This is a genomic window from Streptomyces sp. NPDC085927, assembly GCF_044540975.1.
Taxonomy (GTDB): domain Bacteria; phylum Actinomycetota; class Actinomycetes; order Streptomycetales; family Streptomycetaceae; genus Streptomyces; species Streptomyces hirsutus.
Window position 1 is genome coordinate 69932 of record NZ_JBITSN010000007.1, and the last position, 12274, is coordinate 82205.

Below are 12274 nucleotides of genomic sequence, written 5' to 3' on the forward strand. Positions count from 1 at the left end.
GCACCCGCAACGGGCCCCCGCTGTTCGACCGAGAACGAACCGGCACGGGGCTCCCACACATGCATACCGGTCGGTATGCTCGGTTCGCCGGCCGCCCCGTGCGGCCGGCCCTGCGCCTGCCCGTCCGCCCGCCTGTCCGTGCGCCACCGCCCCCGTACCCGGGAGGTTCCATGTCCCGCACCGCTCTTCGTATCTGCCCTCTGTGCGAGGCCACCTGCGGCCTGACGCTCACCCTCGACGAGGGCAGGGTCACCGGCGCCCGGGGCGACCGTGACGACGTCTTCAGCAAGGGGTTCATCTGCCCCAAGGGCGCCGCCTTCCCCGCCGTCGACGCCGACCCGGACCGGCTGCGCGGCCCGCTCGTCCGGGTCGACGGCGAGTTGCGGGAGGCCAGTTGGGAGGAGGCCTTCGACGCGGTCGCCGCCGGCATCCGGCCCGTCGTCGAACGGTACGGCCCGCACGCCGTCGGGGTCGTCCTCGGCAACCCCAACGTGCACACCGTGGCCGGTGCCCTCTACCCGCCCCTCCTGATCGCCGGGCTCGGCACCCGCAGCCTCTTCACCGCCTCCACCGTCGACCAGATGCCCAAGCACGTGTCCAGCGGACTCCTCTTCGGCGACGCCAACGCGATCCCCGTACCCGACCTCGACCGCACCGACCACCTGCTGCTCATCGGCGCCAACCCCCTGGAATCCAACGGGAGCCTGTGCACGGCACCCGACTTCCCCGGCCGCCTCAGGGCGCTCAGGGCCCGTGGCGGCACCCTCACCGTCGTCGACCCGCGCCGCACCCGCACCGCCCGCCTCGCCGACCGGCACATCGCCGTCCGGCCCGGCACCGACGCCCTGCTGCTCGCGGCGATGGCGTCCGTGCTCGTCGAAGAGCACCTCGTCGACCTGGGGGACTGCGCTCCCCATGTGCAAGGCGTCGCCGAACTCGCCGACGCCGTGAAGGACTTCACCCCCGAGGCCGTCGCCCCCGCCTGCGACGTCGACGCGGACACCATCCGCGCCCTCGCCCGCGAACTCGCCGCCGCCCCCACCGCCGCCGTCTACGGCCGCATCGGCAGCTGCACCGTCCCGCACGGCACCCTGGCCAGCTGGCTCGTCGACGTCCTCAACATCCTCACCGGCAACCTCGACCGGCCCGGCGGCGCCCTCTTCCCCCGTGCCGCCACCGACAGGACCCCGCGTCCTGCCGGACCCGGCCGCGGCTTCGCCCTCGGACGCTGGCACTCCCGGGTGAGCCGGCACCCCGAGGCCAAGGGCGAACTGCCGCTCTCCGCCCTCGCCGAGGAGATCGACACCGCCACCGACGCGGGGGAACCGCTGCGCGTCCTCATCGCCGTCGCCGCCAACCCGGTCCTGTCCGCGCCCGACGGCGACCGCCTCGACAAGGCCCTCGGCTCCCTCGACTTCATGGTCAGCGTCGACCCGTACCTCAACGAGACCTCGCGCCACGCCCACGTCGTCCTGCCGCCGCCCCCGCCCGCGCAGAGCCCGCACCACGACTTCGCCTTCAACACCCTCGCCGTACGCAACCAGGTCCGCTACACCCGCCCCGCCCTCCCGCCGGAGCCCGGCCGCATGCCGGAGACCGAGATCCTGGCCCGGCTCGTCCTCGCCGCCACCGGCCGGCACGGCGCCGACCCGGCGGCCGTCGACCGGCTGGTCATCGACCAGACCCTCGGCAGGGCGGTGAACGACCCGCACTCCCCGGTGCACGGCCGTGACCCGGAGGAACTCGCGGGGCTGCTCACCGGCCACGACGGCCCCGAGCGGCGGCTGGACATGATGCTCCGCCTCGGCCCCTACGGTGACGGCTTCGGCGCCGTCCCGGACGGCCTCACCCTCGACCGGCTGCTCGCCCACCCGCACGGCATCGACCTCGGGCCCCTGAGCCCCCGCCTCCCGCAGCCCCTGAAGACCCGCAGCGGGCAGGTGGAACTCCTGCCGGAACCGATCGCCGCCGACCTCCCCCGGTTGCGCGCCGCCCTCGACGAACGCCCCGACGGCTTCGTCCTGGTCGGCCGCCGCCATCTGCGCTCCAACAACAGCTGGATGCACAACGTGCCCGCCCTCACCGGTGGCACCAACCGGTGCACCCTGCAGATCCACCCCGACGACGCCGACCGCCTCGGCGTCCGGGACGGACAGCCGGTACGCGTCCGGGGCGCCGGGGGAGAGGTGACCGTGCCCGCCGAAGTGACCGACGGGTTGCGCCGGGGCGTGGTGAGCCTGCCGCACGGCTGGGGCCACGACCGGCCCGGCACCCGGCTGCGGCACGCGGCGGCCGACCCCGGCGTCAACGTCAACCAACTGCTCGACGGCAGCCTCCTCGACCCGCTGTCGGGCAATGCCGTGCTCAACGGGGTGCCCGTCGAGATCGCGCCCGGGGCCGTGCCCGAGGCGGCACCCGGGACGGTGCCAGGACCGGTCACGTGACCGAAAGGGGCACCGCGCTGTCACCGCGCTGACCCGAGCAGGGCCGCGGCCCGGTGTTCCGCGCCTGCCGTCGCCCTCCGCCCGGCCCGCGACCGCCTTGGCCGGGTCGCCGCCTCCACCGGGGCGGACCGGAACGGGGCGGACCGGAACGGGGCGGGCCTGTGTGGAGTGGGCCGGTACGGGGCGGGCCGGTGTGGAGTGGGGCGATACGGTTCCGTTCCTGATCGGATCTGGCGCCGGACGGGGCCGGATCGGGCCGAATGAGTTCGTCCGCTTTCTCATCTGGTGGACGGTGACGTCCGATCCCGCCCCGCGTCTTCCCCCTGCCGCATACATTCCGTTAGCTTCCGTGACTCATGCGTCTCGTACGGCCCCGTACGGCCCGCGCGAGGCGTCCGACCGCGGAGCACCAGCGCCCTGACGAGCCCCCGGGGGCACCCTCATGACACGCGCCATCTCCCTGCACGACGTGAGCAAGGCCTACACCCGCGGTGTACGCGTGGTCGACCGGCTGTCGCTGGACATCGCGCCCGGCGAGTTCCTCGTCCTGCTCGGCCCCTCCGGCTGCGGCAAGTCCACCGTGCTCCGGATGATCGCCGGCCTGGAGGAGATCGACGAGGGTCTGCTGTTCCTCGACGGCGAGTTCGGCAACGACCTGCCGCCGTCCGGCCGGGACATGGCGATGGTGTTCCAGAACTTCGCCCTCTACCCGAGCATGACCGGCCGCGACAACATCGGCTTCCCCCTGCGCGTCGAGGCCCCCGGGGTCGACCACCGGGCCCGGGTGGACGCCACCGCCCGCATGCTGGGCATCGAGGACCTCCTCGACCGCTTCCCCGCCCAGCTGTCCGGCGGCGAACGCCAGCGGGTCGCCATGGGCCGGGCCATCGCCCGCCGCCCCTCCGCCTTCCTGATGGACGAGCCGCTGTCCAACCTCGACGCGAAGCTGCGCAGCCGACTGCGCGCCGAGATCTCGCAGCTCACCCGCGAGCTGGGCGTCACCACCGTCTACGTCACCCACGACCAGGCCGAGGCCATGTCGCTCGGCGACCGGGTCGCCGTGCTGCGCGGCGGAGTCCTGCAACAGGTCGGCAGCCCGCGCGCGGTCTACTCGCTGCCGAGCAACGTCTTCGTCGCCGCGTTCATCGGCACCCCGCGCATCAACCTGCTGCGCGGGGTGGTCCGTGCGCCGCTCGACGGCGCGATGACCATCAGTCTGGGCAAGCAGTTCCTGCGGCTGCCCGAACCCCTCTGCCTGGACCACCGGCTGCTGCGGGTGCAGCAGGGCCGTGAGGTCATCGTGGGCCTGCGCTCCGAGGCAGTCCGGATAGCCCCTGGGTTCACGGGAGCGCGTGAACCGGGCACGGCCTCCCGTGGACCGGCCCCGCGGGGGCCGGGGCGGGCCCCGTCGGGCGGTGCCGCCCGCCCCGGTGAGTCGGCGCTCACCGGTCTGGTGGAGCACGTGGAGTTCCAGGGCCATGAGGCCCTGGTCCACTTCGACACCGGTTCCCGCCCCGCCGTGGTCCCCGAGCTGGAGGCCCCGCGTCCGCGTCCCGGCCGCCCGCCCCGGCGCAGCCGCCGCGAGGGCAGTGGCGGCGGCAGGGTCCTGGACCGGCTGCGGGCGCGGGCCGGCGGATCACGGGCCGGGCACGACGTCCCGGGGGAGCGGGCCGAGGGGACGCGGCCCGAACCCGCCCCCGCCGGGCCCCGGCTGCCCGGCGACCTCGTCGTCCGCACCACCCCGGAGATCCGCCTCCGGCACGGCATGCAGGTGCCGCTCCTGGTCGACATCGCCCACCTGTTCGTCTTCGACCAGCACGGCGAGCGGATCTGCCCCAGCCCGGCGCAGCTGCCCGACCTGGACGAGTGACGCCGCGGCCCCGCCCGGACGCACCCGTACCCGCACCGGCCGCTGCCGGGCCGTGTGCGCGTCCCCCTGGCGTCATTAAATTAGCGCCGCTAGTTTATGGGGTGGACGACGACGCCCCGCTCCGGAGGAAGTGCGATGAAGGCATACGACGGCATGTACATCGACGGCGCCTGGCGCCCCGCGGCCGGTCCGGACGTGATCGAGGTCGTGAACCCGGCCGACGGGCAGGTGATCGCCACCGTCCCCGCGGGCACCGTCGAGGACGTGGACGCCGCCGTGCGGGCGGCCCGCGCCGCCCTCCCCGCCTGGGCCGCGACCGCGCCCGCCGAGCGCGCGGCCCGTCTCGCCGCCCTCCGTGACGTGCTGGTGGCCCGGCAGGACGAGATCGCGCAGACGGTGACCGCAGAACTCGGAGCACCCCTGAAGCTCTCGCAGGCCGTGCACGCGGCCGTGCCGATCGCGGTGGCGGGCTCGTACGCCGAGCTGGCGGCGACGTACCCCTTCGAGGAGCGGACGGGCAACTCGACCGTCCTTCACGAGCCGGTCGGCGTGGTGGGCGCGATCACCCCCTGGAACTACCCCCTGCACCAGATCGTCGCCAAGGCGGCCCCGGCCCTCGCCGCCGGCTGCACGATCGTCGTCAAACCCGCCGAGGACACCCCGCTGGTCGCCCGGCTCCTCGCTGAGGCGGTGCACGAGGCCGGCGTCCCGGCAGGCGTGTTCAACCTGGTCACCGGCCTCGGCCCGGTGGCCGGCCAGGCCCTCGCCGAACACCCGGGCGTCGACCTGGTCTCCTTCACCGGTTCCACCGCCGTCGGCCGACGGATCGGCGCCGTCGCCGCGGCCGCCGTCAAGAAGGTCGCCCTCGAACTCGGCGGCAAGTCCGCCAACGTGATCCTCCCCGGCGCCGACCTGGCACGGGCGGTCAACGTCGGGGTCGCCAACGTGATGTCCAACTCCGGCCAGACGTGCAGCGCCTGGACCCGCATGCTGGTCCACCGCGACCAGTACGACGAGGCCGTCGAGCTCGCCGCGGCCGCCGCCGCCAAGTACGGCGACCGCATCGGTCCCCTCGTCAACGCCAAGCAGCAGGAACGGGTGCGTGGTTACATCGAGAAGGGCGTCGCCGAGGGTGCGCGCCTGGTCGCCGGTGGCCCCGACGCGCCGCGCGAGCAGGGCTGCTTCGTCAGCCCCACCGTCTTCGCGGACGTCACCCCGGACATGACCATCGCCCAGGAGGAGATCTTCGGCCCCGTCCTGTCCGTCCTGTGCTACGAGGACGAGGAGGACGCCCTGCGCATCGCCAACGGCACCGTCTACGGACTCGCCGGAGCGGTCTGGGCCGCCGACGAGGCGCAGGCGACGGCGTTCGCCCGCCGCATGGAGACCGGCCAGGTCGACATCAACGGCGGCCGCTTCAACCCCCTCGCGCCCTTCGGCGGTTACAAGCAGTCGGGCGTGGGCCGCGAACTCGGCGTGCACGGCCTGACCGAGTACCTCCAGACCAAGTCCCTCCAGTTCTGAGCCGGTTCCGATCCGATTCCGAGCCGGCTCGGTCCCAGTTCCTCGAGCACTGACCAAGTCCCTCCGGTTCCAGGGGAGTCCCACCGCCATGGTTGTCCGCGCCGCCGTACTGTCCGCCGTCGACGCCCCGTTGGAGATCACGGGGATCGACCTGCCCGAACCCGGCCCCGGCAAGGTCCGGGTCCGGCTCGCCGCAGCCGGGGTCTGCCACTCCGACCTGTCCCTGACCAACGGCACCATGCGTCTCCCGGTCCCGGCGGTGCTGGGCCACGAGGGGGCCGGCACGGTCGTCTCCGTCGGCGAGGGCGTCACCCGTGTCGCGCCCGGCGACGGCGTCGTCCTCAACTGGGCACCCTCCTGCGGTGTCTGCCCCGCCTGCGCGCGCGGCGAGGTGTGGCTGTGCGCCGACGCCCTGAGCGGCGCCGCCGCGGTGCACGCCCACCGCGCCGACGACGGCACCGCGCTCCACCCCGGCCTGAACGTCGCCGCCTTCGCCGAGGAGACGGTGGTGCCCGCCTCCTGCGTCCTGCCCGCCCCCGACGGCGTGCCGCTCACCGACGCCGCCCTGCTCGGCTGCGCCGTGCTCACCGGCTACGGTGCCGTCCACCACTGCGCGCAGGTCCGGCCCGGTGAGTCGGTCGCGGTGTTCGGCGTCGGGGGAGTGGGCCTCGCCGCCCTCCAGGCGGCCCGGATCGCGGGCGCGGCGACGATCGTCGCGGTCGACGTCTCCCCGGCGAAGGAGGAGCTGGCCCGCTCCGCCGGGGCGACCGAGTACGTCGTGGCCTCGGACACCACCGCCCGCGAGATCCGGGCCCTCACCGGCAAGCAGGGCGTGGACGCGGCCGTCGAGTGCGTGGGCCGCGCGACCACCATCCGCACCGCCTGGGAGTCCACCCGGCGCGGCGGACGCACCGCGGTCGTCGGCATCGGCGGCAAGGACCAGCAGGTCACCTTCAACGCCCTGGAGATCTTCCACTGGGGCAGGACCCTGTCCGGCTGCGTCTACGGCAACTCCGACCCCGCCCGCGACCTCCCCGTCCTCGCCGGGCACATCCGGGCCGGCCGGCTCGACCTGGGCGCCCTGGTGACGGAACGGATCGCCCTGGACGGCATCCCGGCCGCCTTCGACAACATGCTGGCGGGCAAGGGCGGACGGGCCCTGGTGGTCTTCTAGCAGGACCCGGCACGGCGAGCGGAGCTTCCCTCGGGGGCGGGGGCGGGGGCGGGGGTTGGGGCGTCGGGTGCTTGCCCGGTCACGTCGAGCCGGACGCCCGGTCGGGCCGCACCTCCCGCGCGTCCGGTGCCTCCCGGACACCGTGTGCCCTTCCCCGGACCTCCTCCGGGTCCGGCGGGACCGGGACCGTGCCCGCCGGGACCGGGACCGGGACCGGGACCGTGCCCGCCGGGCCCGCGGCCCCGGACCCCGCCCGCGGCTTCGCCCCGGCCCGTGACCGCGACACCGCCACGCCCGCCAGGCACAGGGCGCCTCCCAGGAGGGTGAACGGGCCCGGTACCTCGCCCAGCGCGAGCCAGGACATCAGCACGACCAGGGCGGGCACCGCGTACGTGGTCGCGCCCATGCGGCTCGCGGTCGTCCTGGTCAGGGCGTAGGCCCAGGTGGTGAACGCGAGGGCGGTCGGGAAGACGCCCAGATAGACCATGTTGAGCGTGGCGGAGACGGGCGCGTCGGCGGCCTCCCGCACGAGCTGCCCGGCGAAGGGCAGACACACCACCGCCCCGACCAGGCACCCGTACGTCGTCACCTGCAGGGGGCTCCCCGTCCCCAGGGCGGGCTTCTGCGCGACCACGCCCGCCGCGTACGCCATCGCCGCCAGCAGACACAGCACCACCCCGAGCACCGAGGAGCCGCCCTCGCCGGACATCGACAACCCCACGGTCACCGCCCCGGCGAACGACACGGCCATGCCGGCCAGCAGCCGCGGCGGCACCGAGTCCCCGAGCAGCCGGGCGCCGAGCAGCGCGATGAGGATCGGCCCGACATTCACCACGAGGGCCGCGGTGCCCGCGTCGACCTGCTGCTCGCCCCAGTTGAGGGCGAGCATGTAGAAGCCGAACCAGAGCACCCCCGACACCATGATCCCGCGCCATGCGGAGCGCGGCGGTATCCCTTCCCTCCGCCACAGACAGATCGCCCCCAGCACCAGCACGCCGGAGGCCAGCCGCCCGAGGGCGAGTGCTCCCGGTGAGTAGGCGGCCCCCGCGCTGCGGATCGACACGAAGGCGGAGGCCCACAGCACCACGGTGACGGTGGCGGCCCCGGCGGCGAGCAGCTCCGCACGCCGGGCGGAGCGCGGACGGGAGACGTTCATCATGGTCCAGAGGTTAGGAGGGGAAGGGTCCCGCGGGCTCGCGGTTTTCGGACGGGGGCCTGTGGAGCGCAGGAGGCGTACGGGACGGAGCACGGCGGAGCGAGCGGTGCGGGAACGGTGTGGTGCGGCGCGGTGGGCGCCGGTCATCGCAGGGCCGCCTCCTCGATCCCCAGCAGTTCCGACAGCGCCCGCTCGCCCTCCTTCGTCACCTTCACCGCGCGCCCGGAGCCGATGCGGACGCACCACCGCACGTCCAGGGCGTGCCGGCACAGGGCCGCCCCGGCGGCTCCGGCGAGGTGGGGGCGGCGTTCCGTCCAGTCCAGGCAGGCGCGGGCCAGCGGGCGGCGGCCGTGCCGGTCGAGGCCGATGCCGAGGGCGTCGAACCAGCGCAGGCCCGCCTCGGTGAGCGCGAACCCGGTGTCCTGGAGCAGCAGCCCGCGGGCCGTGAACGCGTCCGTGACCGCGATCCCGAGCCGGCCGGCGAGATGGTCGTAGCAGGTCCGCCCGCGGGCCGCCGCCGAGCCCGCACCCGCCTGCCGCAGGGTGCGCGGACGCCGGTGCGCCTCCGGGGCGATCCGCGCGGTCAGTTCCTCCACCAGCTGGGCGGCCCGCGCGTCGGCGAGCCGTACGTACCGGTGCCGGCCCTGCCGTTCCTCGGCGAGCAGCCCGCCGGCGACGAGCCTGCCCAGATGTCCGCTCAGCGTGGAGGGGGCGACACCGGCGTGCCGCGCCAGCTCGCCCGCCGTCCACGCCCGGCCGTCCAGCAGGGCCAGCAGGCACGCGGCCCGGGTCTCGTCGGCGAGCAGCCCGGCGAGCCGTGCGAGCCCGGCGGCCCGGGGGTCCTTCGTGGTCATGCGCCCCAGCATGCGGTACGGACACTTCGGCGACGGCCGAACCGTACGGTCGTGCCGTCCCCCTCCGTTCCCGTCCCGCCCTCGCCCCGCCCCCCGCCCTCTGTCCCCTGTCCGCGCCCGTGCCGCCCGCGAGAGGTCCTATCCGGCGCTCCGCGCCTGCGCGTACTGCCCGGCCAGGCCGTCCAGCAGTGCCGTCAGGCCCGTCTCGAAGGCTCGCTCGTCGATCTTCTCCTGCTTCTCGGCGAGCAGGTGGGCCTGGCCGAGGTGGGGATAGTCGGCGGGGTCGTAGGCGCCGGCGTCGTCCACGAAACCCCCGGCGAAGGAGCCGAGCGCCGAACCCATGATGAAGTACCGCATCAGCGCGCCGATGGACGTGGCCTGCGCGGGCGGCCAGCCCGCCTCGACCATCGCGCCGTAGACCGCGTCGGCGAGCCGCAGGGCGGCCGGGCGGCGGCCGGGGCCGCGTGCCAGGACCGGCACGATGTTGGGGTGGGCGCGCAGCGCTGCCCGGTAGGAGACGGCCCAGTCGTGCAGCGCGGTCCGCCAGTCCCGGCCGTCCTCGAACATCGACAGGTCGACCAGCGCGCTCACCGAGTCGGCCACCGCCTCCAGGATCTCGTCCTTGGTGCGGAAGTGGTTGTAGAGCGAGGGCCCGCTGACACCCAGCTGCGCGGCGAGCCGGCGCGTGGAGAGGGACGCCAGGCCCTCCGCGTCCACGAGCTCCCGTGCCGTTTCGACGATCCGGTCGGTGCTGAGCAAGGGCTTGCGCGGTCGGGCCATGGCGCACATAGTAGGGCTGGACCAGAAAACTAGCAGTGGTAATTAAAATCCCGGGGTTGGGTGACTGTCATGAACCTGGAGCTCAGCGAGGAGCAGAGCGCCGTCCGCCGGCTCGCCCGGGACTTCGTCGAGCGCGAGGTCGCGCCCCACGCCACGGCCTGGGACCGCGCCGAGGAGGTCGACCGGGGCATCGTGAAGAAACTCGGCGACCTCGGCTTCCTCGGGCTGACGATCGACGAGCGGTACGGCGGCTGCGGCGGCGACCATCTCGCGTACTGCCTGGTCACCGAGGAGCTGGGCCGCGGCGACTCCTCCGTGCGCGGGATCGTCTCCGTGTCCCTGGGGCTGGTCGCCAAGACCGTCGCCGCCTGGGGCAGCGAGGAGCAGAAGCGGACCTGGCTCCCCGGGCTCACCTCCGGCACGTACGTCGGCTGCTTCGGCCTCACCGAGCCGGGCACCGGTTCCGACGCCGGAAACCTCTCCACCCGCGCGGTGCGCGACGGCGGCGACTACGTCATCAACGGCACCAAGATGTTCATCACCAACGGCACCTGGGCCGATGTCGTCCTGCTGTTCGCCCGGTCCACCGACGCCCCCGGCCACAAGGGCGTGTCCGCCTTCCTCGTGCCCGCCGACACCCCCGGTCTGACCCGCCGCGCCCTGCACGGCAAGCTCGGCCTGCGCGGCCAGGCCACCGCCGAGCTGGTGCTGGAGGACGTGCGGGTGCCCGCGTCCGCGATGCTGGCCCCCGAGGGCAAGGGCTTCTCCGTCGCCATGTCCGCCCTCGCCAAGGGCCGCATGTCGGTCGCCGCGGGCTGTGTCGGCATAGCCCAGGCCGCGCTCGACGCGGCCGTGCGGTACGCGGGGGAGCGCGAGCAGTTCGGGAAGACCATCGCCCATCACCAGCTCGTCCAGGAACTGATCAGCGACATCGCCGTGGACGTCGACGCCGCCCGGCTGCTGACCTGGCGGGTCGCCGACCTGATCGACCGCGGCCGGCCGTTCGCCGTCGAGTCCTCCAAGGCCAAGCTCTTCGCCTCGGAGGCGGCCGTCCGCGCCGCCAACAACGCCCTCCAGGTCTACGGCGGTTACGGCTACATCGACGAGTACCCGGCGGGCAAGCTGCTGCGCGACGCCCGCGTCATGACGCTCTACGAGGGCACGAGCCAGATCCAGAAGCTGGTCATCGGGCGTGCGCTGACCGGAGTTTCCGCGTTCTGAGGCGCTGGGGGCCGCCGGGCGGGACCGTACGGACGGGATGAACCGGGCGGGACAGGACGGGCCGGACGGACCGGACGGACCGGGAGGAGGGGGCGGGCCGGCCGGTCTGAGTAGCCGGTCCGCGGCAAGTCTGAGTATCCCGACGGATGTGCGGAGTGCCGCGGTCGCCGACCCTGTTCCCCATGAGCGACACACCTCTCAAGCAGCAGAACACGGCGGCCTTCTACGGTCAGGCCGTCGCATCGTTCGCCGTCGCCCTGGGCGCGACCGCCTTCGGCATCGTCCGGCTCGACACCGACGCCTGGGTGCGCGGCTTCATGGCGATCGCCGTCCTGTACCTCGTCACCTCCGCCTTCACCCTGGCCAAGGTCATCCGGGACCGTCAGGAGGCCGGGCAGATCGTGAGCCGGGTGGACCAGGCGCGCCTGGAGAAGCTCCTCGCGGAGCACGACCCGTTCGAAAAGCTGTGAGCGCTCTGCGGCACGGCGACCGGTCTCCGCCCGGGCGAGCGGGCGGGGACCGGCCCTAAGCGATCGCTCACCTTTGCCGGTATGGTGTTACCCCTGCCAGTGAATGGGGTGAGCGATGAGTACGGCGGAGGAGACGGCCGGCGCCGAGGCGCAGCCGTGGGGTGAGGTCACGCCCGACGCGGCCCGACGGCTGCTGCTCGCCGCCGTCGAGGCGTTCGCGGAACGTGGCTACCACGCCACGACGACCCGCGACATCGCGGGCCGCGCCGGCATGAGCCCGGCCGCGCTCTACATCCACTACAAGACCAAGGAAGAACTGCTCCACCGCATCAGCAGGATCGGCCACGAGAAGGCCCTGGACATCCTGCGTACCGCGGCCCGCGCCGAGGGCAGCCCGACCCGGCGCCTCGCCGAGGCCGTGAGCTCCTTCGTCCGCTGGCACGCGGGCGGACGCACCACCGCACGGGTCGTGCAGTACGAACTCGACTCGCTCGGCCCCGATGCCCGCGCCGAGATCATCGCCCTGCGCCGGCTGGTCGACGCCGAGGTGCGCGGGATCATCGAGGAAGGCGTGCGCTCGGGCGAGTTCGACGTCCCCGACGTGCGGGGAACCACGCTCGCCGTGCTCTCCCTCTGCATCGACGTGGCGCGCTGGTTCAACGTCAACGGCTCCCGCACCCCCGAGGAGGTCGGCGCCCTCTACGCCGACCTCGTCCTGCGCATGGTCGGCGCCGAGCGCACGGACACCGCCCGGGCGGAGTAGCGCACGGCCCGCCGGGCC

The 12274-nt window shown here is 74.1% G+C and carries 10 protein-coding genes; 7 read left to right on the forward strand and 3 right to left on the reverse strand.

Features of this window, described 5'->3' with window-relative positions:
* The first annotated feature begins 170 nt into the window (after positions 1-170).
* The 4 genes from ACIF80_RS19950 to ACIF80_RS19965 all read left to right on the forward strand — a co-directional run bounded on the left by ACIF80_RS19950 (position 171) and on the right by ACIF80_RS19965 (position 7012).
* The gene (locus tag ACIF80_RS19950; protein WP_399806269.1) at positions 171-2444 is read left to right on the forward strand and encodes a molybdopterin oxidoreductase family protein; all 2274 of its coding nucleotides are present in this window, start codon (positions 171-173) and stop codon (positions 2442-2444) included.
* 442 nt (positions 2445-2886) lie between these two features.
* Complete coding sequence (locus tag ACIF80_RS19955; RefSeq protein WP_399806271.1) at positions 2887-4314, forward strand: ABC transporter ATP-binding protein; 1428 nt, start codon at positions 2887-2889, stop codon at positions 4312-4314.
* A gap of 135 nt (positions 4315-4449) precedes the next feature.
* Positions 4450-5838: an aldehyde dehydrogenase family protein gene (locus tag ACIF80_RS19960; protein ID WP_399806273.1), complete on the forward strand. Its 1389-nt coding sequence runs from the start codon at positions 4450-4452 to the stop codon at positions 5836-5838.
* An 88-nt stretch (positions 5839-5926) separates the two neighbouring features.
* Positions 5927-7012 (forward strand): Zn-dependent alcohol dehydrogenase, encoded by a 1086-nt coding sequence (locus ACIF80_RS19965; RefSeq protein ID WP_399806275.1) that lies wholly within the window; start codon positions 5927-5929, stop codon positions 7010-7012.
* A gap of 79 nt (positions 7013-7091) precedes the next feature.
* Here ACIF80_RS19965 and ACIF80_RS19970 read toward each other — a convergent pair whose 3' ends face one another.
* The 3 genes from ACIF80_RS19970 to ACIF80_RS19980 all read right to left on the reverse strand — a co-directional run bounded on the left by ACIF80_RS19970 (position 7092) and on the right by ACIF80_RS19980 (position 9802).
* Positions 7092-8171, reverse strand: a complete 1080-nt coding sequence (locus tag ACIF80_RS19970; protein WP_399806277.1) for a DMT family transporter — start codon at positions 8169-8171, stop codon at positions 7092-7094.
* Positions 8172-8311: 140 nt separating this feature from the next.
* Positions 8312-9022, reverse strand: coding sequence for an ArsR/SmtB family transcription factor (locus ACIF80_RS19975; protein ID WP_399806279.1), 711 nt, complete (start codon positions 9020-9022; stop codon positions 8312-8314).
* 138 nt (positions 9023-9160) lie between these two features.
* Positions 9161-9802, reverse strand: coding sequence for a TetR/AcrR family transcriptional regulator (locus ACIF80_RS19980; protein WP_399806281.1), 642 nt, complete (start codon positions 9800-9802; stop codon positions 9161-9163).
* Between the two features lie 69 nt (positions 9803-9871).
* Between ACIF80_RS19980 and ACIF80_RS19985 the strand changes: the two genes are divergently transcribed.
* The 3 genes from ACIF80_RS19985 (at position 9872) to ACIF80_RS19995 (ending at position 12256) form a co-directional block, all read left to right on the forward strand.
* Entirely contained in the window at positions 9872-11023 is a 1152-nt protein-coding gene (locus tag ACIF80_RS19985) for an acyl-CoA dehydrogenase family protein (RefSeq protein ID WP_399806283.1), read from the forward strand.
* Positions 11024-11205: 182 nt separating this feature from the next.
* Positions 11206-11493 carry a YiaA/YiaB family inner membrane protein gene (locus ACIF80_RS19990; protein ID WP_399806285.1) on the forward strand — a complete coding sequence of 96 codons (288 nt, stop codon included), beginning with the start codon at positions 11206-11208 and terminating at the stop codon, positions 11491-11493.
* 115 nt (positions 11494-11608) lie between these two features.
* Positions 11609-12256 (forward strand): TetR/AcrR family transcriptional regulator, encoded by a 648-nt coding sequence (locus tag ACIF80_RS19995; RefSeq protein ID WP_055625879.1) that lies wholly within the window; start codon positions 11609-11611, stop codon positions 12254-12256.
* The last annotated feature ends 18 nt before the right edge of the window (positions 12257-12274 follow it).

Coding starts and splice junctions, on each gene's coding strand:
- ACIF80_RS19985 (WP_399806283.1), top strand. CDS start 9,872: ATGAACCTGGAGCTCAGCGAGGAGCAGAGCGCCGTCCGCCGGCTCGCC.
- ACIF80_RS19955 (WP_399806271.1), top strand. CDS start 2,887: ATGACACGCGCCATCTCCCTGCACGACGTGAGCAAGGCCTACACCCGC.
- ACIF80_RS19990 (WP_399806285.1), top strand. CDS start 11,206: ATGAGCGACACACCTCTCAAGCAGCAGAACACGGCGGCCTTCTACGGT.
- ACIF80_RS19980 (WP_399806281.1), bottom strand. CDS start 9,802: ATGGCCCGACCGCGCAAGCCCTTGCTCAGCACCGACCGGATCGTCGAA.
- ACIF80_RS19975 (WP_399806279.1), bottom strand. CDS start 9,022: ATGACCACGAAGGACCCCCGGGCCGCCGGGCTCGCACGGCTCGCCGGG.
- ACIF80_RS19995 (WP_055625879.1), top strand. CDS start 11,609: ATGAGTACGGCGGAGGAGACGGCCGGCGCCGAGGCGCAGCCGTGGGGT.
- ACIF80_RS19950 (WP_399806269.1), top strand. CDS start 171: ATGTCCCGCACCGCTCTTCGTATCTGCCCTCTGTGCGAGGCCACCTGC.
- ACIF80_RS19960 (WP_399806273.1), top strand. CDS start 4,450: ATGAAGGCATACGACGGCATGTACATCGACGGCGCCTGGCGCCCCGCG.
- ACIF80_RS19970 (WP_399806277.1), bottom strand. CDS start 8,171: ATGATGAACGTCTCCCGTCCGCGCTCCGCCCGGCGTGCGGAGCTGCTC.
- ACIF80_RS19965 (WP_399806275.1), top strand. CDS start 5,927: ATGGTTGTCCGCGCCGCCGTACTGTCCGCCGTCGACGCCCCGTTGGAG.